Annotated in this window: 1 protein-coding gene (cut by a window edge); it reads right to left on the bottom strand. The window is 70.8% G+C overall.

Features of this window, described 5'->3' with window-relative positions; all coding sequences use genetic code 11:
• Positions 1 to 24,084, bottom strand: the 5' portion of a protein-coding gene (locus ACFV2O_RS06485; protein WP_379250642.1) for a non-ribosomal peptide synthase/polyketide synthase. The gene continues 19,605 nt to the left of window position 1, outside the view; only the first 24,084 of its 43,689 coding nucleotides appear in the window; it begins with the start codon at positions 24,082 to 24,084; its stop codon lies beyond the left edge, outside the window.

Genomic DNA, 24,084 nt, shown 5'->3' with positions numbered 1-24,084 from the left:
GTTGTCCACCGCCGAGTCGGGGTCGAAGCGGTTGAGGAACCACATGCGCTGCTGGGCCAGCGACAGCGGCACCAGCTCCGGCCGCTGCTGCGGCGCCAGCGGCGCACGACCGCCCACACCCGCCTTGGTCTCCGCGCGCGCCGCCAAAGCGACCACGGTGGAGGCCTCGAACAGCTCGCGCACGCCGAGGTCGGTGTCCAGCGCGGCCGACAGCCTCGCGGCGACCTGGGTGGCCGACAGCGAGTTGCCGCCGAGGGCGAAGAAGTCGTCGTCCAGACCCACCCGCTCGAGGCCGAGCACGTCGGCGAAGGTGGCGGCGACGATCTCCTCGACCGGCGTGGTCGGCGCGCGGAACACCGCGGCCTCGAACACCGGCGCGGGCAGCGCCTTGCGGTCCAGCTTGCCCGAAGCGTTGAGCGGGAACTCCTCCAGCGCCATCACGATCGAGGGCACCATGTACGCGGGCAGCTGCCGACCGAGGTCCTCGCGCACCAGGTCGGTGTCCAGCGCGGCGTCCGGCGCGGGGATGACGTACGCGACGAGCTGATCGCCCGCGTGTGCGTCGGAGCGCACCACGACGACGGCTTGCGCGATTTCCTCCAGGCCGGTCAGCGCCTGCTCGATCTCCCCGAGTTCGATACGCAGACCACGCAGTTTCACCTGGAAGTCGGTGCGGCCCAGGTACTCCAGCTCGCCGTGTTCGGTCCACGCCACCAGGTCGCCGGTGCGGTACATCCGCGCGCCGGGCTCCCCGTACGGGTTGGCGACGAACCGGTCACTCGTCAGATCCGGACGCGCGACGTAACCCCGCGCCAGCTGAACACCCGCGAGGTACAGCTCACCCGCGACACCAACGGGGACCGGACGCAAGCGCGCGTCCAGCACGAAAACCTGCGTGTTGAACACCGGAGCACCGATCGGCACCGTCTCGGTGTCGGCGTCGACGACCTCGTGGAAGGTGACGTCGACCGCCGCTTCGGTCGGGCCGTACAGGTTGTGCAAGGCCGCGCCGGTCAGCTCGCGCAGGCGGTGCGCGGGCTTGGGTGGCAACGCCTCACCCGAAGCGAACACCAGTCGCAGCGAATCGCACTGCGCGGCGGCGGCATCGGCGACGAATACCGCGAGCATCGAGGGCACGAAGTGGGTGACGGTCACCTTTTCGGCGCTGATGATCTCGGCGAGGTAGGCCGGGTCGCGATGCCCGTCCGGCTTCGCCACGACCAGGCGGGCACCGATCTGCAACGGCCAGAAGAATTCCCACACAGACACATCGAAGGTCGCAGGAGTCTTCTGCAACACCACATCAGCGCCGGTCAACTGGTAGGCCGTCTGCATCCACACCAGGCGGTTGACGATCGCCGAATGCGAAACCGCCACACCCTTCGGACGACCCGTCGAACCGGACGTGAAGATCACGTAGGCGGTGTTCGACGGAAGCAGCGGCGCACGACGATCCGCGTCGGTGACCGGGGCCTCGGACAGACCCTTCAGATCGAGCAGATCGATGCGCACCTGCGCGGTGTCGATGTCCAGATCGCTACCGGAGGTCAGCACACACACCGGGTCGGCCGTGCCGAGGATGTATTCCGTGCGCTCGGCCGGGTGATCCGGATCCAGCGGAACATACGAACCACCGGCCACGGCGACGGCGTACATGCCGACCACCAAATCGATCGAGCGCCGCATACCCAGCGCCACAAACGATTCCGCGCCCACACCGCGCGCGATCAGCCAGCGCGCCAGCTGGTTCACCCGCCAAGAGAACTCGGCGTAGGACAGACTTGTCCCCTCGAACGTGACCGCCGTCGCGTCCGGAGTGCGTTCGACCTGGTCGTAGAACATCGACACCAACGTCGCGCCGGTGTCCACCGGATGCGCGGTGTCGTTCCACCCGGACACCACGAGCTCGCGCTCGGCGGCATCCAGCAGCTCGATGTCGCCGACCACCGCCTCGGGTTCGGCGGTGATCGCGGTGAGCACCCGGACCAAGCGGTCGGCGATGCGGCGCACCGTCTGCTCGTCGAACAGGTCTCGCAGGTAGCCCGCGCGCACCCGCAGCCGCGAATCCAGCTGCGCGATCAGGGTCAGCGGGTAGTGCGTGGCGTCGGCCGCGTCCAGGCCGACCACGGCCATGCCGTCGATGTCCGCCGCCTGCGCCTGCAAGCCCGCGGCGTCGACCGGGTAGGACTCGAACACCACCAGGGTGTCGAACAGCCCGCCGACGCCCGCGACGGCCTGGATGTCGGCCAGGCCCACGTAGTGGTGGTCGAGCAGGTCGGCCTGCTCGCCCTGAGTGCGGACCAGCAGGTCGCGCACGGACTCCGACGGATCGAAACGCACCCGCACCGGCACGGTGTTGATGAACAGGCCGACCATCGCCTCCACGCCGGACAGCTGCGCGGGACGACCGGAGACGGTGGTGCCGAACAGCACGTCGTCGCGGCTGGTCATGCGGCCGACGAGAATGCCCCACGCCGTCTGCAACACGGTGTTCGGGGTGACGCCCAGCGAGCCGGCCAGCGCGGTCAGCCGCGCGGTGGTCGCCTCGTCCAGGTCGAAGAAGTACTCGCCGGACAGCGAGGTGATCTCGCGACCGGCGTCCGGCCGCGCCAGCAGGGTCGGCTCGCCGACGCCGCGCAGCGCGTGCGCCCACGCGGCCAGCGACGCCGCCTGATCCTGCTGCCGGGTCCAGTCCAGGAAGTGCCGGTAGGACCGCACCGCGGGCAGCGCGGAGACGTCCGCGTGCACGGCGTAGAGCACCAGCAGATCCCGCATGAGCAGCGGCATGGACCAGCCGTCGAGCAGGATGTGGTGGTTGGACACCACGAACTGCCAGCGGTCGGCCGCGACCTGGATCAGCGTGAACCGGATCAGCGGCGGCGCGGCCAGGTCGAACCGGCTCATGCGATCGGCCTCGATCAGGTCGTCGGCCGCACCGGATTCGATCCGGTCGTGCTCGGCCCACGCCACCCGGACGCTGTCCAGCACGATCTGCACCGGGTTGCCGTCGTGGTCGCTGACGAACGCGGTGCGCAGGTTCTCGTAGCGGTCCACCAGAGCCTGTGCGGCCGCGCGCAACCGGGCGGCGTCCACCCGGCCGGTGAGCGTCAGCACCGCCTGCGCGGTGTACACGTCCACCGAGGTCGCCGCGAGGCGGGCGTGGAACAGCAGACCGGCCTGCAACGCCGACAGCGGCCACACGTCGGCCAGCGCCGGGAAGCGCCGCTCCCAGACGTCGATGTCGCGCTGCGTGCTGCGCACCAGCGCGAAGTCCGACGGCGTATGCCCGCCCGCGCCCGCCGAATTGGCGTGCCGCGCGACAGCTTCCAGCGCGGCGGTCCACAGTTCGCCGAACTCGCGCACTTCGGCGGCCGACAGCAGGGTCGACGGGTAGCCGATGTTGGCGGTCAGCTTGTCGCCGACCACGATCGCGTTCACGTCCAAGGGCGCCATCGCGGGCATGTCCGCGTCGTAGGCCCCGCCCAGCGCGCCGAGTTCCGGCGCGGGGATCCAGCCGAAGCCGCGCAGCGACTCCGGCACGTCACCCTCGGAGACGCGGCCCAGGTAGTTGAAGCTCACCTGGCCGGGCAGCTCACGCGGCAACTCGGCCGCGGTCTCGGTGTTCAGGTACCGCAGCAGGCCGTAGCCGATGCCCTTGTCGGGCACCGACAGCAACTGCTCCTTGACCGCTTTCACGGCCGCGCCCAGCGCGGGGCCGCCGGTGAACGCGGCGTCGACGTCGATGCCGGACAGGTCGAAGGCGACCGGGTAGATCGCGGTGAACCAGCCGACGGTGCGCGACAGATCCGCACCCGGCACCACGTCTTCCTCGCGGCCGTGACCCTCCAAGCGGATCAGCAGCGAATCCTCGCCGCGAGCGGCAACCCGCCGCGCCCGCCACTTGGCGGTGGCCAGCGCCAGCGCGGTCAGCAGGCCGTCGTTCACACCGCCGTGGAACAGCGCCGGAACCGTGGTGAGCAGGGCCTTGGTGACCTCGGCGGACACCTCGACCTGATGCTTCTCGATGACGCCCGAGGTGTCGAGAGCCGGATCCATCGCACGCTCGGTCAGCAGCGGATCGGCCGTACCGACTACCGAACGCCAGTAGTCCAGTTCGGCCACCCGCTCCGGGCTGACCGCCTCGCGCTCCAGCGCGTGCGCCCACGCCCGCATCGACGTGGCCGGGGCGACCAACTCGGGCGTCTGCCCGGCGGTGCGCTGCCCCCACGCGGCGACGAAGTCGGGCACCAGGATGCGCCAGGAGACGCCGTCCACCACCAAGTGGTGGGCGACGACGATCAGGCGTCCGGCGCGCTCGGCGGAATCCGGCTCGAGCCAGACGAACCGGATGACCACGCCCGCGGCCGGATCGAGCCGGTCCAGCGACTCGTCCAGTGCGGCCGAGGCGATCTCGACCAGGTCGGCGTCGGTGACGTTCGCGTCGAACTCGGTGCGATCGATCAGCGCGTCCACCGCGACCGTGCCCGGCGCGGCGGTCTCCACCACCCAGTCGTCGCCGTCGCGGCGCAGGCTCGCGCGCAGCATGTCGTGGCGATCGATCACCGCGCCGACCGTCGCGGCGATGCCCGCCCGATCGATGCCGATCGGCAGTTCCAGCGCCAGCGTCTGATTGAACCGGCCGAACGAGCCGCGCCGCTCGGCCATGAACCGCACCACCGGCGTCAACGGCATAGCGCCGATGCCGCCGCCCGGCGGCTCGGCCAGCGTCGTCGCCGACGCCTCGGCCGCCTCGGTGGTCTCCGCGACCGACGCCAGACCCGCCACCGTGCGCTGCTCGAACACGTGCCGCGGCGTGAACACCACGCCGCGCGCCTTGGCCCGCGACACCAACTGGATGGAGACGATGCTGTCGCCGCCGAGCGCGAAGAAGGAGTCGTCCACGCCGACCCGCTCCACGCCGAGCACCTCGGCGAACACTTCCGCGATGGTCTGCTCGACCGGCGTGCGCGCCGCACGGAACACGACCTCGGTCGCGAACACGGGTTCCGGCAGCGCCTTACGGTCCAGCTTGCCCACCGGGGTGAGCGGCACATGGTCGATCACCATGATCGACGAGGGCACCATGTAGGCGGGCAGGCGCTCCTCGACGTGCGCGGTCAGCGCCGCGACGTCGATCGAATGACCTTGCGCGGCAACGACGTACGACACCAGCGACACGGCGCCCGCGGCGCTCTTGTGGCCCACGGTGACGGCGAAGTCGACGGTCTCGTGCGAGGCGAGCGCGGCGTCGATCTCGCCGAGTTCGATGCGGAAACCGCGCACCTTCACCTGGAAGTCGGAGCGGCCTACGTATTCGACAACAAGCGATTCGACTCCTCCAGCGGGCGCGGAGCCCGCGGAGTGCCCGACCCGGATCCAGCGCACCACGTCGCCGGTGCGGTACATCCGCGCGCCGGGCACGTACGGGTTGGCGACGAACCGTTCCGCCGACAGGCCGGGGCGGGCGTGGTAGCCGCGCGCCAGCTGGACGCCCGACAGATACAGCTCACCCGCGACACCCACCGGAACGGGCCTGAGCTGGGCGTCCAGGATCAGCGACTGCATGCCGCGGGTCGGGCCACCGATGGTGACCCGGTCGCCGGGCGCGAGCGCGTCGCTGATGTTGGTCATGATCGTGGTTTCGGTCGGGCCGTAACCGTTGTGGAAGCGGCGGCCCGAACCGTCCGGCGCGCCACCCCACTTGGTGACCAGATCGGCCGGCACGGCCTCGCCGCCCGCCACGATCACCCGCATGCCTGCCAGCGCGGCCGAATCCAGCGACGCGAGCACCGACGGGGTGATGAAGGCGTGCGTGACCCGCTCGGCGCGGATCAGCTCGGACAGTTCCTCGCCGCCGTACACGCCGGGCGGGCAGACCACCAAGGCGCCGCCGCGGCCGATCGCGAGCAGGAACTCCAGGATCGAGGCGTCGAAGCTGGGCGAGGCGAAATGCAGTGCGCGCGTGTCGGAGTCGACGTCGTAGCGGGCGTTCTGCTCGTCGCGGAAGTTCGCGAGACCGGCGTGGGTGACCACGACGCCCTTGGGCACGCCGGTGGAACCGGAGGTGTAGATGACGTAGGCCGGGTGCTCCGGCCGCACCGGACGCACCCGATCGCCGTCGGTCACCGGGGCGCTGTCGAACCCGTCGAGATCCAGTTCGTCGAGTACCAGCCACTCGACCGATTCCGGCAGTTCGGCGCGCACCGACGCCACGGTCAGGCCGATCGGGGAACCGGAGTCGGTGACCATGTGCGCGATGCGGTCGGCCGGATAGGCCGGGTCGATCGGCACGAACGCGCCGCCGGACTTCGACACCGCCCACTCGGCGAAGTACGACTCGTCCGAGCGCGGCACGGCGACCGCCACCAGATCCTCGGTGCCGATACCGCGCTCGATCAGCAAGCGGGCCAAGCGGTTCGACCGCGCGTCCAGCTCGCCATAGGACACACTTCTCCCCTGGAACACCACGGCGGGCGCCTCGGGATCGATGGCGGCGGCTTCGGCGATCAGGTCCGGCAGCGTCCGCGCGGGTGTGGCGGGCGCGCCGGTGCGCGCGACCAGGTCGGCGCGCTCGGCGGCGTCGAGCACGTCGATCGCGCCGACGGCGACCGACGGATCGGCCGCCACCGCGGCGAGCACACGCTCCCAGCGATCCACGATGGCCGCGGCGGTCGGCTCGTCGAACAGCTCGGTGGCGTAGGTGAGCGCCAAAGCCATGGCGCCGGAACCGGTTTCGCCGCGCTCGGCGAGGGTGAACTGCAGGTCGAAGCGCGCGACGTTCTCTTCCAGGTCCAGCGCGGACACCGAAAGCCCCGGCAGTTCCAGGGTGGTGCGCTCCAAGTTCTGGAACGCCAGCATCACCTGGAACAGCGGGTTGCGGGCCTGCGAGCGCTCCGGCGCGAGCAGTTCCACCAGCCGCTCGAACGGCACGTCGGCGTTGCCGTAGGCGTCCAGGTCGGTGCGGCGCACCCGGCCGAGCAGGTCGGCGAACGACTCGCCCGGCTCGATTCCCGTGCGCAGCACCAGCGTGTTGACGAACATGCCGACCAGGTCGTCGAGCGCGGCCTCGCCGCGGCCCGCGACCGGGGTGCCGACCGCGACATCGTCGCTGCCCGACAGCCGCGCCAGCAGCACCGCCAGCGCGCCGTGCATCACCATGAACAGCGACGCGCCGCGCTGCCGCGCGATCTCCTCGAGTGCGGCGACCAGTTCACCGGACAGCTCGCGGTGCAACGTCGCGCCGCGGTGCGAGGCGACGGCCGGACGCGGGCGGTCGGTGGGCAGGGCCAGTTCGTCGGGGATGTCGTCGAGCGCGTGCCGCCAGTAGGCGACCTGCTTCGCCAGCAGGGAGTCGGAATCGTCCTCGGACCCGAGGATCTCGCGCTGCCACACCGCGAAGTCGGCGTACTGCACCGCAAGCGGCGCCCAGCCGGGAGCGCTGCCGGTGCTGCGCGCGGTGTAGGCGGCCATCACGTCGCGGGTCAACGGTCCCATCGAGAAACCGTCGGCCGCGATGTGGTGCACCACCACGACGAGCACATGCTCGTCCGGCCCGGCCGCGTACAGCCGGGTGCGCAGCGGAACCTGTTCGGCCACGTCGAATCCGGTGGTGACGAACTCGGTCACCGTCTCGATCAACCGCGCCGGGTCCACCGCCACGGGACGCAGATCCAGGGCGATGTCCTCGGCGGGCACGATCACCTGGACCGGGGTGCCGCCGTGCTCGGGGTAACGGGTGCGCAGCGATTCGTGCCTGCGCACCACATCGGCCACCGCCAGCCGCAGCGCTTCGACGTCCAGCGCGCCGGTGAGCCTGATGGCGATCGGCAGGTTGTAGGCCGCCGAGGAGGTGTCGTACTTGTTCAGGAACCACATGCGCTGCTGCGCGAACGACAGCGGCACCAGTTCGCCCGCCGCGCGCTCGCGGGCGACGAGCCGGGCGCGGGCCGCGCCGTCGGCGTGCGATTCCACCCGAGCGGCGAGCGCTTCCACCGTCGAGGCCTCGAACAGGGTGCGCACCGCGACCGTCGTCCCCAACGCCGCGCCGATGCGGGCGACCACCCTGGTCGCGATGAGCGAGTTGCCGCCGAGGTCGAAGAAGTCGTCGTCCACGCCGACCCGCTCCAGGCCGAGCACGTCGGCGAACACCGCCGCCACGGTCTCCTGCACCGGCGTGACCGGCGCGCGGAACGCGCGCGAGGTCGCCGTCGGGGCGGGCAGCGCGCGACGGTCCAGCTTCCCGTTGACGGTCAGCGGGATCCATTCCAGCCGCACCACGGCCGAGGGCACCATGTAGGCGGGCAGTTGCGCGGCCGCGCCGTCGCGCACCGCGTCCAGCACGGGTTCGGCATCCGGCTCGGACACCACGTAGGCGACGATCCGCTGATCGCCGGGCTGGTCCTCACGCACGATGACCGCGGCTTGGGCGATGCCCGGCTGGGCGAGGATCGCGGACTCGATCTCGCCGAGTTCGATGCGGAAGCCGCGCACCTTCACCTGGTCGTCGGCGCGGCCCAGGTACTCGAGTTCACCGAAGCGGTTCCAGCGGGCGAGGTCGCCGGAGCGATAGAGCCGCCCACCCGGCGTGCCGCCCATCGGGTCGGCGACGAAGCGGGTCGCCGACAGATCCGGGCGTCCGAGGTAGCCGCGCGCCAATTGCGGGCCCGCCACGTACATCTCGCCCGCGACGCCGACCGGCACCGGGCGCAGCCTGCTGTCGAGGACGTACACCCGCAGACCGGCGATGGCGCGGCCGACCACGCTGCCGGAGGCGGCGGCGATGGTCGCGGCGTCCAGCGCGCGATAGGACACGTGCACCGTGGTCTCGGTGATGCCGTACATGTTGACCAGCAGCGGCGCGGTGCCAGCCGTCGCGCCGGTGCCGTCGCCGTGGCGCGCCACCCAATCCGACAGCCTGCGCAGCTCCAGCGCCTCACCGCCGAACACCACATACCGCAGCGCCAGAGCGGCGGCGTCGGGCGCGGCGTTCCGGTCGGCCTCGGCCAGCTGGTAGAACGCCGACGGGGTCTGGTTGAGCACCGTGACCCGCTCGGCGCGCAGCAGTTCCAGGAACTGCTCGGGCGAGCGCGAGGTGTAGTAGTCGACCACCACGAGGGTGCCGCCGAACAGCAGCGGACCCCACAGCTCCCACACCGAGAAGTCGAAGGCGTAGCTGTGGAACAGCGTCCACACGTCGTCGGGTCCGAAACCGAAGTCGCGGTCGGTGTTCGCGAACAGCCGCACCACGTTGCGGTGCGCGACCGCGACGCCCTTCGGGCGGCCGGTCGAGCCGGAGGTGTAGATCACGTACGCGACGTTGTCCGGCGTGAGCGCGGAGTTGCGGTCGGCGTTGGTGATCGGGGCGTCGTCGGCGTCCTCGACGTTGCCGGTCTCCACCGCGAATCCGTCGAGCACGACCGACGGCAGCCCGGCGGGCACCTCGACCTGCACCGTGGAGTCGAGCACCACGCTGGTCGGCCGGGAGTCGGCGAGCACGTAGGCGATGCGCTCGGCCGGGTAGGTCGGGTCCACCGGCACGTAACCCGCGCCCGTCTTCACCACCGCCAGCAGCGCCACGACCAAATCCAGCGACCGCGGCAGGATCACCGCGACCAGCGTCTCCGGCCCCGCGCCGTCGCTGATCAGCCTGCGCGCCAGCACATTCGCGCGCCGGTCCAGCTCGGCGTAGGTCAGCGTCTCCACGCCGAAGCGGGCCGCGACGCGATGCGGATGCGCGGCCACAGCCGCGTCGAACAGCCCGACCAGGGTGATGTTCGGATCGGCGAAAAGCCCTGCGACGCTTTCGGAACCCGACGACACCCAGCGCTGCGAGACGTCCAGCCGCTCGCCCTCGCCGAGCAGATCGATATCGCCGATCGCCGCCCGAGGATCCTCGGCGACCCCGCGCAGGATGCGCACGAAACGATCCGCGAACGCGGCCACGGTCTCGGGATCGAACAGTTCGGTGGCGTAGTTCCACGACAGCGTCAACCCGCCGTCGGCGGCCTCGCCCACGGTGAGCTGCACGTCGAATTTCGCGGTGCCCGGATCGAACTCGACCGCGGCGACCTCGACGCCACCGGGCAGCGCGACCGCACCGAGAGCGGCCGCCGAGGCCGCCTCGAAGGTCAGCGCGACCTGGAACAGCGGGTGATGCGCCTGCGAGCGCGCCGGGCTGAGCACGTCCACCAGCCGCTCGAACGGCACGTCGGCGTTGGCGAAGGCGGCCAGATCCGTGCGGCGCACCTGCTCGAGCAGCTCGTCGAAGCCTGCGCCCGGCTCGACCTCGCTGCGCAGCACGAGCGTGTTGACGAACATGCCGACCACGTCGTCGAGCGCGCGTTCACCACGGCCCGCGATCGGCGTGCCGATCGCGACGTCGGTGCTGCCCGACAACCGGCCCGCCCACACCGCCAGCGCGGCGTGCACCACCATGAACAGCGTCACGCCGCGGGCGCGCGCCAGCTCGGCCAGCGCCTCGTGCACCTGCGCGTCGACCGAGAAGTTGTGCGTGCCACCGGCATTGGAGGCGATCTCCGGCCGGGGCCGGTCGGCGGGCAGCTCGATCTGATCGGGCAGATCACGCAGCTGCTCGGTCCAGTAGGCGATCTGCCTGGCCGCGACGGAGTCGGCGTCGTCCTCGGCGCCGAGCACCTCGCGCTGCCACAGCGCGTAATCGGCGTACTGCACCTCGAGCGGAGCCCAGGACGGCACCTCGCCGCGAGCGCGCTCGGTGTAGGCGAGCACCACATCGCGCAGCAACGGCCGCAGCGAGAAACCGTCCGCGCTGATGTGATGCAGCACCAGCACCGCGACGTGCTCGGTCGCCGACAGCGACAACAGGCTCGCCCGGAACGGGATCTCGGCGGTCACGTCGAAGCCGACGCTCGCCAGCTCGACGATCCGCGCGGGCAGCGCGTCCGCGGCGACGGGCTCGGCGACCAGTTCGAAGGCGACCTCGCCGACCGGCAGCACGCGCTGGTAGCCGGTGCCCTCCACCTCGGGGTAGATCGTGCGCAGCGCCTCGTGGCGCGCGAGCACGTCGCCGATGGCCGCACCCAGCGCGTCGACGTCCAGCGCACCGCTCAGCCGCAGCGCCACCGGAATGTTGTTCACCGCGGTGCGGTTGTCGAACCGGTTGAGGAACCACATCCGCTGCTGCGCCAACGACAGCGGCACCAGCTCGGGACGCTCCCGCGCCACCAGCGGCGTCCGGCCGCCCTCGCCCGCGGCCGATTCCACCTTCGCGGCCAGTGCGACCACGGTCGACGCCTCGAACAGCGTGCGCACCGGCACCTGCGTGTTCAGCGCCTCACCCAGCCGCGCCGCCACCTGCGTGGCGACCAGCGAGTTACCGCCCAGCTCGAAGAAGTCGTCGTCCAGGCCGACCCGCTCCACGCCGAGCACCTCGGCGAAGGTCTCGGCCACGATCTCCTGCACCGGCGTGGCGGGCGCACGGAACACCTTGGCCTCGAACACCGGCTCCGGCAGCGCCCTGCGATCGAGCTTGCCGGAGGCGTTGAGCGGGAACTCGTCCAGCACCACATAGGCCGCGGGCACCATGTACCCCGGCAGCCGCGCGCCGAGTTCGGCCTTGACCGACTCGACGTCCACCACCCGGTCCGGGTCCGTCACCAGGTACGCGACCAGCTGGTCACCGGTCCGCTCGTCGGTGCGCACCACGACCACCGCCTGCGCCACCGACTCCAGCGCCGTCAGCGCCGACTCGATCTCGCCCAGCTCGATGCGCAGACCGCGCACCTTCACCTGGAAGTCGGTGCGGCCCAGATACTCCAGCTCGCCGTCTTCGGTCCAGGCCACCAGGTCGCCGGTGCGGTACATCCGCTCGGCAGTGCCGAACGGGTTGGCCACGAAGCGCTCGGTGGTCAGATCGGGGCGGCCCACATAGCCGTGCGCCAGCTGCGCGCCCGCGAGGTACAGCTCGCCGGGCACGCCGACCGGAACCGGCCGCAGCCGCGAATCCAGCACGTACACCTGCGTGTTGAACACCGGAGCGCCGATCGGCACCGACACCGTGTCGGCCTCGGTCACCTCGTGGAAGGTGACGTCGACCGCGGCCTCCGTCGGGCCGTACAGGTTGTGCAGCCGCGCGCCGGTCAGCTCGCGCAACTTCTGCGCGGTCACCGCGGGCAGCGCCTCACCGGACGCGAAAACATTGCGCAGGCTCGTGCATTCGGCCGCGCGCTCCTCGGCGACGAACACCGACAGCATCGACGGCACGAAGTGCACCGTGGTGACCTGCTCGTCGACGATCAGCCGCGCCAAGTACGCGGGATCGCGATGCCCGTCCGGCTTGGCCACCACCAGGCGCGCGCCGACCTGCAACGGCCAGAAGAACTCCCACACCGACACGTCGAACGTCGCGGGCGTCTTCTGCAACACCACGTCGTAGGCCGCCAAGCCGTATTCGGCGTGCATCCACACCAGACGGTTGACGATCGCGGCGTGCGAGACCGCCACACCCTTCGGGCGGCCGGTCGAACCGGACGTGAAGATCACGTACGCGGTGTTGGCCGGACGCAGCGGCTTGTGCCGGTCGGCGTCGGTCAGCGGCCCGTCGGAGAACTCCGACAGGTCGAGCTGATCGATGCGCACCTGCCGGGAAACCGTGGTCTCCAGGTCCGAACCGGAGGTCAGCACGCACACCGGGCGCGCGGTCTCCAGGATGTAGTCGATGCGCTCGGCCGGATGGTCCGGATCCAGCGGCACGTACGCGCCGCCCGCGGCGTTGACCGCGTACATGCCGACCACCAGGTCGATCGAGCGGCGCATGCCCAGCGCCACATATGATTCCGGGCCGACGCCGTTGACCTTGAGCCAGCGCGCCAAGCGATGCACCCGGCGGGCGAACTCGGCGTAGGACAGACTCGTCCCCTCGAACGTCACCGCGGGACTGTCCGGAGTGCGCGCGACCTGCGCCTCGAACAGCGAGACCAGGGTCGCGGCGGCGTCGCCGACCGGCGAGGTGAGCGCGGCGTCGACCGGGAATTCGGTGGCGTTCCAGCGCTCGATCACCAAGGCCCGCTCGGCGTCGTCGAGCAGGTCGATGTCGCCGACGGTGACCGACGGATCGGCGGCGATGCCGTGCAGCACGCGCACGAACCGCTCGGCGAACGTCCCGGCGAAAACGCCGTCGAACAGGTCGGTGGCGTAGACGAGTTCGGCGTCCATCGCCGTCTCGGCCCCGGGGACCTCGCTGAGTGTGAGCTGCAGGTCGAACTTCGCCGTCGGCTGGTCGATGCCCAGCTCGGAGACGGTGAGACCGGGCAGTTCCAGCGCGGTGCGGCCGAGGTTCTGGAACGACAGCATCACCTGGAACAGCGGGTGCCGCGCCTGCGAACGCGCCGGGTTGAGCACCTCGACCAGCCGCTCGAACGGCACGTCCGCGTGCGCGAACGCCTGCAGGTCGCGTTCGCGGACCCGGGCGAGCAGATCGGCGAACGGCTCGGCGGTGTCCACCTCGGCGCGCAACACCAAGGTGTTGACGAACATGCCGACCAGATCGTCGAGCGCCTGCTCGCCACGACCGGCGACCGGGATGCCGATGGCGATGTCCTCGGAGCCGCTCAACCGCGCCAGCAGCGCGGCGAAGGCGCCGTGCACCACCATGAACAGCGTGCTGCCGTGCGTCTGCGCGACCCGGTTCAGGTCTTCGATCAGCTCGCCCGGCACCCGGAACCGATAGGTGCCCGCGCCGTAGGAGGCGACCGCGGGCCGCGGACGACCGGCCAGGCGCAGTTCGTCGGGCAGCCCGGCCAGCGTCTCGCGCCAGTAGTCGAGCTGCTCGGAGATCAGCGAGGTCGGGTCGTCCTCGGAGCCGAGCGTGTCGCGCTGCCACAGCGCGAAGTCCACGTACTGCACCGCCAGCGGCGGCCAGCCCGGCTCAGCCGCCGAGGTCCGCGCCACGTAGGCGGTCATCAGGTCGCGCACCAGTGGACGCATGGAGAAGCCGTCCGCGGCGATGTGGTGCACCACCACGACCAGCACGTAGTCGTCCGGGGCGAGCCGGTAGGCGCGCAGGCGCACCGGCGGCTGGGTGGTCACGTCGAAGCCGCGCTCGACGAACTCGTAGAGGACGCCGAGCAATTGCCCCTCGGCCACCTCGACCACGTCCAGCTCGGGAATCGCCCTGGTGGCGTTCAGCACCCGCTGGTAGGCCACGCCGTCGCGCGACGGGTAGATGGTGCGCAGCGATTCGTGGCGCCCGACCACGTCGGCGACCGCGCCGCGCAGCGCGTCCAGATCCAGCGCGCCTTCCAGCCGCACCGCGGCCGGGATGTTGTTCGCGGCGGAGTCTGCGTCGAAGCGGTTGAGGAACCACATCCGCTGTTGCGCCAGCGACAGCGGCGGGTGCTCGGGACGCACCTGTGCCGTCAGCGCCTGGCGCGCACCGCTTCCCGCGTGCGACTCGATCCGCGCGGCGAGCGCGCCCACGGTCGGGGCCTCGAACAGCACGCGCACGCCGACCTCGGTGTTCAGCGCGGCGCTGACGCGGGCGGTCACCTGGGTGGCGACCAGCGAGTTGCCGCCGAGCTCGAAGAAGTCGTCGTCCACGCCGACGCGCGGCACGCCGAGCAGGTCGGCGAAGATCTCCGCGACGATCTCCTCGATCGGAGTCGAGGGCGCGCGGAACACCCTGGCCTCGAACACCGGAGCGGGCAGCGCCCTGCGGTCCAGCTTGCCGGAGGCGTTCACCGGGAAGGCGTCCAGCACGACCAGCGCGGCCGGGACCATGTAGCCCGGCAGCGCCGCGGCCAGCGCGGACTTCACCTCGTCGATGTCCACAGCCACATACGGTTCGCAGACCAGGTAGCCCACCAGCTGATCGCCCGCGTGCGCGTCGGAGCGCAGTACGACCACCGACTGCGCGATCCCGGGCTGCGCCAGCAACGCGGACTCGATCTCGCCCAGCTCGATGCGCAGGCCGCGCAGCTTCACCTGGAAGTCCGTGCGGCCCAGGTACTCCAGCTCGCCGTCCGGAGTCCAGGCCACCAGGTCACCGGTGCGGTACATCCGCTCGCCCGGCGCGCCGTACGGGTTGGCCACGAATCGGTCGGCCGTCAGGTCCGAGCGGCCCAGGTAACCGAGCGCCAGCTGATCGCCCGCGAGATACAGCTCACCCGCGACACCCGGGGCGACCGGGTGCAGGCGGCTGTCCAGCACGAAGACGCGGGTGTTCCACACCGGGCGTCCGATCGGCACCGACACCGCGTCGGCGTCGGTCGCCTCGTGGTAGGTGACGTCGACGGCGGCCTCGGTCGGGCCGTACAAGTTGTGCAGCCGCGCGCCGGTCAGCTCGCGCAGACGCTGCGCCGTCTGCGCGGGCAGCGCCTCACCGGAGGCGAAGACCTGCCGCAGCCGCGGCGCGGGCAGTCCGTCGCCGTTCTCGTTGCCGAGCGTGGAGACGAAGACCGAGAGCATCGACGGCACGAAATGCGCCGTGGTGATCTGCTTCTCGGCGATGATCTGGGACAGGTACACCGGGTCGCGGTGCCCGTCCGGGCGCGCCACGACCAGCCTGGCCCCGGTCTGCAACGGCCAGAAGAACTCCCACACCGACACGTCGAACGTGGCGGGCGTCTTCTGCAACACCGCGTCGTCGCGACCGATCGGGTACTCGTGCTGCATCCACAGCAACCGGTTCACGATCGCTTCGTGGCTGACCGCGACACCCTTCGGGCGTCCGGTCGAACCGGACGTGAAGATGACGTACGCGGTGTTCTCCGGCCGCAGCGGGCGCGTGCGCTCGGCATCCGTGATCGGCGCGCCGCTGGTCTCGGCGAAACCGGGCACGCCCTCGATGCCTTCCACCGACAGCGCGGTCACCGCCGGCTGCGGGTCAAGGCCGAATCCGTCCGCCGAGCGGTACAGGATCATCCGCGGGCGGGCGGTCTCGATGATGTAGTTGATCCGGTCGGCGGGCTGATCCGGGTCCAGCGGCACGTAGGCCGCGCCGGTCTGCACCACCGCGTACATCGCGACGACCAGTTCGGTGGAACGCCGCAGCGCCAGCGCCACCAGCGATTCCGGGCCCACGCCCGCGCCGATGAGCTGGCGGGCGATGCGGTTGGCCCGTTCCTGGAACTGGCGGTAGGTCAGCCGCTCGCCTTCGAAGTCCAGCGCGATCGCGTCCGGCGTCGCCGCCGCCTGCGCGTCGAACAGCGAGACCAGCGTAGCGACCTGGTCCACCGGATGTCCGGTGTCGTTCCAATCGATCAGCACCCTGGCGCGTTCCTCGGACGCGAGCAGGTCGATGTCGCCGATCGGGACGTCCGGGTCGGCGGTCACGGCCGCGAGGATGCGGTCCAAGCGCCGGGCGAACGCCGCGACGGTCGGCTCGTCGAAAAGATCCAGGGCGTAGGAGAATTCGGCCGACATGCCCGCCGAATCGCCGTGGTCGTCCTGGGTCTCCGAGAGGGTCAGCTGCAGGTCGAACTTGGCCAGCCGCGCGTCGTAGTCGATGCCGTTGACCGACAGTCCGGGCAGTTCCAAGCTGGCCTGCCGGGTGTTCTGGAAGGTCAGCATCACCTGGAACAGCGGATGCCGCGCCTGCGAACGCGCCGGGTTGAGCACCTCGACCAGGCGCTCGAACGGTACGTCCGCGTGCGCGAAGGCGTGCAGGTCGGTCTCGCGGGAGCGGGCGAGCAGGTCGGCGAAGCTCATCGCGCCGTCCACCTCGGTGCGCAGCACCAGGGTGTTGACGAACATGCCGATCAAGTCGTCCAGCGCGGCTTCACCGCGGCCGGCGACCGGGGTGCCGATGGCGATGTCGCTGGTGCCGCTGGCGCGGGCGAGCAGGACCGCCAGCGCGCTGTGCAGCACCATGAACAGCGACGCGTTGTGCCTGCGGCCCAGCTCGATCAGGGCGCGCTGGGTCTCGCCGGAGATCACGAACGGGTAGGTGCCGCCGCGGTAGGAGGCGACGGCCGGGCGCGGCCGGTCCGACGGCAGCGTCAATTCGTCGGGCAGATCGGCCAGTTCGCGCGTCCAGTACCGGATCTGGTTGGCGATCAGCGAACTCGGGTCGTCCTCGGAGCCGAGCACCTCGCGCTGCCACAGCGCGTAGTCGGCGTACTGCACCGGCAGCGCCGACCACGCGGGCGCCTCCCACGACGTGCGGGCGGCGTAGGCCACCATGACGTCGCGGGCCAGCGGTCCCATCGACCAGCCGTCGGCCGAGATGTGGTGCACCACCATGCCCAGCACGTACTCGGTCTCGCTGATCTCGAACAGCCGGGCGTGCAGCGGCACTTCGCTGGTCACGTCGAACGCCATCGACGCCAGCTCGACCAGGTGATCGATCAGGTTGTGCTCGGTCACCCGCACCGGGGTCAGGTCCGGCACGATCTGCGCCGCGTCCAGCACCACCTGCACGGGGCCGGTCTTGGTCTCCGGGAACACCGTCCGCAGCGACTCGTGGCGGTCGATCACGTCGATGACCGCGACCTGCAACGCGGCGATGTCCAGATCGCCGGACAGCCGGATCGCGACCGGGATGTTGTTGACCGCCGAGGAGGTGTCGAAACGGTTGAGGAACCACATGCGCTGCTGCGCCAGCGACAACGGCACCTGCTCCGGACGGTGCCGGGCCACCAGCGCCTTGCGCGCGCCGTCCCCGGCGTGCGACTCCACCCGCGCGGCCAGCGCCGCGACCGTGGACGCCTCGAACAGCATGCGCACCGGCACCCTGGTGTCCAGCGCGATGCCGAGGCGGGAGGCCACCTGGGTGGCGATCAGCGAGTTGCCGCCCAGCTCGAAGAAGTCGTCGTCCACGCCGACGCGGGAGATACCGAGTACCTCACCGAAGATCTGCGCGACGATCTCCTCGATCGGCGTGGTCGGAGCGCGGAATTCGCGCACCTCGAACACCGGCGCAGGCAGCGCCTTGCGGTCCAGCTTGCCGGAGGCGTTCAGCGGGAACGCCTCGAGCACCACGATCGCCGAGGGCACCATGTACGCGGGCAGCGTGCGGTGCAGCGCGTTCTTGATGCTGTCCAGGTCGACGGGACCGCCGCCGGTGACCACGTAGGCGACCAGCTGGTCGCCCGCGACGGTGTCCATGACCAGCACCACGGCCTGGGTGACGGCCGGATGGTCGAGCAGGGCGGTCTCGATCTCGCCGAGCTCGATGCGCTGACCGCGGAACTTCACCTGGAAGTCGGTGCGGCCGATGTACTCCAGTACGCCCGCGCTGCCCACCTCCGGATCGCGCGGACGCACCCAGCGCACCAGGTCGCCGGTGCGGTACAGGCGGGAGCCGGGCGGGCCGAACGGGTCGGCGACGAAGCGCTCGGCGGACAGGTCGGGACGGCCGTGGTAGCCGCGGGCGGTCTGCACGCCGCCGAGGTACAGCTCGCCGGGCACGCCGACCGGAACCGGGGCGAGGCCCTCGTCCAGCACGTAGGTCTGCGCGTTCCACACCGGGCGGCCGATCGGCACCGACGTGGGCGCGACCTCGTTGAGCTGCCAGGCGGTGGCGTGCACGGTGAACTCGGTCGGGCCGTACAGGTTGTGCACCGCGGCGGTGGAGAACTGCCGGAAGGCGGTGACGGTGGCGGGCGGCAGCGCCTCACCGGCGACCAGAACCGCGCGCAGCGAGGCGCATTCGGCGGTGTCGGCGGACCCGGCGAACACCGAGAGCATGGACGGCACGAACGAGGTCATGGTGACCCGGTGCCGTCCGATGATCTCCGACAGGTAGATCGGATCGCGGTGACCGTCCGGCGCGGCGATCAGCATGCGGGCGCCGACGGCCAGCGTGCCGAACAGCTCCCACACCGACACGTCGAAGGTGACCGGCGTCTTCTGCAGGATCACATCGGCCGGGCCGATCCGGTATTCGGCGGTGATCCAGGCGATCTGGTTGACCACCGACGCGTGGCTGACCGCGACGCCCTTGGGGCGGCCGGTGGAGCCGGAGGTGTAGAGCACGTAGGCGGTGTTCGCGGCGCGCAGCGGGGCGCGGCGCTCGGCGTCGGTGACGGGCTCGTCGCCGAATCCGCTCAGGTCCAGGGTGTCCAGCGTCAGCACCGGGATGTCGGCGGCGGTGACGTTGTCGCCGGTGGTGGTGAGCACGCACACCGGAGACGAGCTGTCGAGCACGTATTCGGTGCGCTCGGCCGGGTGGTCGGGGTCGATCGGCACGTAGCCGCCACCGGCGGTCAGCGTGGCGTAGATCGCCACCAGCATGTCCACCGAGCGGCGGATGCCGACCGCGACCAACGTCTCCGGGCCGACGCCCGCCTCGATCAGCTTGCGCGCCAACCGGTTCACCCGCGCGGCGAACTCGGCGTAGGTCAGCTCGATCGGCGCGCCGAACTCCTCCGCGCCGCGCGTGCCGCCGTCGAACAGGACGGCCGGGTCGTCCGGCCTGCCCCGCACCTGCTCTTCGAACAGCTCGAGCACGGTGGCGGCGGGCACGTCGTGCCCGGTGTGGTTCCACTCGGACAGCACCCGGGCGCGCTCGGCCTCGTCGAGGATCTCGATGTCGCGCACCGTGGTTCCCGGCGCGGCGACGGCGGCTTCCAGCACGCGCAGGTAACGGCGGCCGAACTCGGCGACGGTGGGCGCGTCGAACAGGTCGGTGGCGAAGGAGATGACCGCGCCCATGCCTGCGGGCTCACCGTTCGCGCCGCGTTCCTCGGTGACCGTCCATTGCAGGTCGAACTTGGCGATGTCGACCTCGAGCTCGTCGGCGGTGACCGAGAGCCCGGGCAGTTCCAAGGTCGCGTGCGACATCTCCTGGAACGACAGCATCACCTGGAACAGCGGGTGCCGCGCCTGGGAACGGGTCGGGTTGAGCACCTCGACCAGCCGCTCGAACGGCACGTCCGCGAACGCGAACGCGGCGAGATCGGTTTCCCTGGTGCGGCCGAGGAATTCGGCGAACGACTCGCTGCCGTCCACTTCCGAACGCAGCACGAGGGTGTTGACAAACATGCCGATCAGGTCGTCGAGCGCCTGCTCGCCACGCCCGGCCACCGGGGTGCCGATCGCGATGTCGCTGGTGCCGGACAACCGGGCCAGCAGCACGGCCAGCGAGGCGTGCATGACCATGAAGAGGCTGACGCCCTGCGCGCGGGCCAGCGCGACCAGCCGCCGGTGCAACTCGGCGTCGATGTCGAAACTCACCCGGCTGCCGTGGAAGCTCTGCACCGGCGGGCGCTGGCGGTCCGCGGGCAGGTCGAGCTGATCCGGCAGACCGGCCAATGCCCTACGCCAATAGGCGATCTCGCGCGCCGCCATGGACGCGGGATCGGACTCCGCGCCGAGCAGCTCGCGCTGCCAGACGCTGAAGTCCTGGTACTGCACCGGCAGCGGCGCCCAGCTCGGCGCCTCGCCCGCGCTGCGGGACAGATAGGCGGCGGCCACGTCGCGCGCCAGCGGGCCGAAGGAGAAGCCGTCGGCCGCGATGTGGTGCACGACGAACGCCAGCGCGTAGTCCGCCGCGCCGTTGCCACGCCCGCCGGTGACCGCGAAGACCCGCACCCGGATCGGCAGCTCGGTCGAGACGTCGAAGCCGCGCGCCGCGAATTCGGCCAGCGCGCCGTGCAGTTCGGCCTCGTCGATCGGCTGCACCTCGATACCGAGATCGACCTGGTCGACCGGGAGCACCTGCTGGTAGCCGCCGTCGCCGGACTCGGGGAAGATCGTGCGCAGCGACTGCTGCCGCTCGACCACGTCCAGCAGCGCCGACTGCAACGCTTCCAGGTCCACCTGGCCGCGCAACCGCACCACGAACGGCAGGTTGTAGGTCGGCACGGTCGGGTCGAACTGGTTGATGAACCACATACGCTGTTGTGCCAGCGACAGCGGCACCCGCTCCGGCAACTGCTGGGCCACCAGCGGCGGACGCGATTCGCCCACGGGCGCGGCGTTTTCCGCGCGCGCGGCGATACCGGCGACGGTCGGGGTCTCGAACAGCGCGCGCACCCCGATCTGGGCGCCGAACGCGGCGCCGATACGCGCCACCACCTGGGTGGCGACCAGCGAGTTGCCGCCCAGGTCGAAGAAGTTGTCGTCGATGCCGACGCGGTCCTGGCTGAGCACGTCGGCGAAGATGCCCGCCACGATCTGCTCGGCCTGGGTGCGCGGCGCGCGGAAGTCGCCGGCGTCGGCGCTGAACACCGGCTCCGGCAGCGCCTTGCGGTCCAGCTTGCCGCTGGTGTTGAGCGGGAAGGCGTCCAGCACCATGATCGACGCGGGCACCATGTAGCTGGGCAGCTGCTCGGCGGCGAACCTGGTCAGCTCCACCGGTTCCACGCTGTGACCGGGAGCGGGCACGACGTAGGCCACCAACTGCTGACCGGTCGCGGTGTCCACCACCAGCACGACGGCCTGGCTGACCGCGGGGTGGGCGAGCAGATCGGTCTCGATCTCGCCCAGCTCGATGCGCTGGCCGCGGAACTTCACCTGGAAGTCGGTGCGGCCGATGTATTCCAGCGTGCCCGCTTCGTTCCAGCGCACGAGGTCGCCGGTGCGATACATCCGCTCACCCGTGCTCGACAGCGGGTTCGCGACGAAGCGATCCGAGGTCAGGTCGGGACGGCCGCGGTAGCCGCGGGCGAGCTGACGCCCGCCCAGGTACAGCTCACCGGGCGCGCCGATCGCGGCCGGGCGCAACCGCGAATCAAGCACGTAGACCTGGACGTTCCACTCCGGGATACCGATCGGCACGGTCACCGTGTCGGCGGTCGTCGCCTCCCAGTAGGTCACCGAGACCGCGGCCTCGGTCGGGCCGTACAGGTTGTGCAGCCCGGCGTCGGTGATGGCGCGGAAGCCCGCCGCGGTCTCCGGCGGCAACGCCTCGCCGATCACGAAAACCGCCCGCAGCGTGGCGCATTGGGCCTGCGTGGCGTGCGCGACGAACACCGTGAGCATGGACGGGACGAAGTCGGTGACGGTCACCCCGTGCCGCTGGATCATCTCCGCCACGTACAGCGGGTCGCGGTGCCCGTCGGGCGAGGCGATGACCAGCTTCGCGCCCACCAGCAACGGCAGGAAGTAGCCCCACAGCGACACGTCGAACGTGGTCGCGGTCTTCTGCAGGTACACGTCTTCCGCGGTCAGCCGGTACTCGTCGAGCATCCACAGCTGCTGATTGACGATCGCGTGGTGGGTGACCGCGACGCCCTTGGGGCGGCCGGTCGAACCCGAGGTGTAGATGACGTAGGCGGTGTTGTCCGGACGCAGCGGGGCCAGGCGGTCGGAGTCGGTCACCGGGTCGGCGGAGTACGCCGAGGTGTCCAGGGTGTCGATCTCCACCCGCCGCACCGCCTGCGGCAGCTCCAGCTCGTCGGCCGAGTGCGTCAGCACGCACACCGGCGCGGCGCTGTCGAGGATGTAGGCGGTGCGCTCGGCCGGATGATCCGGATCGATCGGCACGTACGCGCCACCGGCCTTCAGCACGGCGTGCATGCCGATCACCAGCTCCAGCGAGCGGCGCATGCCCAGCGCTACCAGCGACTCCGGGCCCACGCCGTCGGCGATCAGGAAACGAGCCAGCCGGTTGACCCGCGCGTCGAACTCCGCGTAGGTCAGCGTCGCGCCCTCGAAGTCGAGGGCGATGTTGTCCGGCGTCCGCGACATCTGCGCGTCCAGCAGCGCCGCGAGCGTGGTCTCCGGAACGTCCTGCTCGGAGTCGTTCCACTCCAGCAGCGTCCGCTCACGCTCCTCGGCGGTGGCGACCGGAAGCCCCCACACGCCGGCGTCCGCCTCGGCGGCGAGGAAGCGATCGAAGAACTCCAGGAACCGGCCGTGGTGGCGGCGCGCCTCGTCCTCGGTGTAGAGGTTGGGGTTGGTCTCGAAGTCGATGTGCGATCGCGTGCCCGCGACCGACTGGTAGAAGTTGACGCCGAGATCCTCGATGCTGCCGGTCGACAGCACGCTGAGCTGGCCGACCATCGGGCCGAGCGCGATCTCGTCACCGAACAGCATGATGTTGACCCACGGCCCGAAGAACTCCGTGGTCACCACACCGTCACCGGCCGCGTCGCGGCGGATGTCCTCGTGCCGGTACCGCTGGTGCCGCAACGCGCCGGACACCTCGACCGCCACCTGCTTGAGCAGCTCCGACACCGTCGTGTCGTGGCCCACGTGCAGCCGCAGCGGCACGATGTTCGACGACACGCCGCCCGAGCGGCGCATCGCCGCGGTAGTGCGCGCGGTCACCGGCAGGCTGAGAATGACGTCCTCGACGCCGTTCCACTGCGCCAGATACGCGGCGAAACCGGCCAGCAGCAGACCGGCGGGCGAGGAATCGTGCCGCGCGACCGCCGCGTCCAGCAGGGTGTTCTGCTCGTCCGACAGCGCGGCGCTGGCGATGCCGTTGATCGCGGCGGGCGGCGCGGAACGGCCGGTCAGGCTGGTGCCTTCCTCCAGCCCCGCCACCCGCTGCGCCCAATACTCCTTGTCGGAGGCGAAGCGGGAACTCTCCCGATAGGCGATCTCCTGCTCATACAGCGTGTGCAGGTCGGTCGCCTTGGAAACAGCCGGTTCGACCCCGTCGACATAGGCGGTGTAGAGCTCGGCGATGCGATTCACATAGGTCATCGCGCCGAAGCCATCGAGCGCCACGTGATGCGAGCGGGAATACCAGTACCAATGATCGTCGGCCAGCTGCAGCGCCGCGACCTTGATCAACCGGTCGTTCAGCAGGTCGAACGGACGGCTGTACTCCGCGCGCATCCACGCCATCGCGGCGGCGGCCGGATCGGCCTCGCCGCGCAGATCGACGTAGACGACCTTGTCGTAATCGGCGATCGAGTGGTCGACGAACTGCAGCGGCTCGCCATCGCGCTCGACGATCCGCAGGAACCCGGAACCCAACTCGTGCGACGCGTCGATGCTGGCCCGCTCGAGCACATCGACATCCAGCTCACCGTGCAGGTCGACGTACTGCGCGATCGTGACCGGCACCTGCGGGTCGACGTGCTGCGCGTACCAGATGCCCAGCTGAGCGGGAGACAACGGGAACGCACCCGACAGGTCGGGTGCTACCCCAGACGCAGCGTGTGCCCGTTCGCCACCAGTTTCGCCGTTTCCGCCGAAATCCAGCCGGTCCAA

The organism is Nocardia sp. NPDC059691, from assembly GCF_042733915.1.
GTDB lineage: Bacteria > Actinomycetota > Actinomycetes > Mycobacteriales > Mycobacteriaceae > Nocardia > Nocardia sichangensis.
Note: the sequence above shows the minus strand (reverse complement) of the source record. Positions and strands in the feature narration are given on the sequence as shown.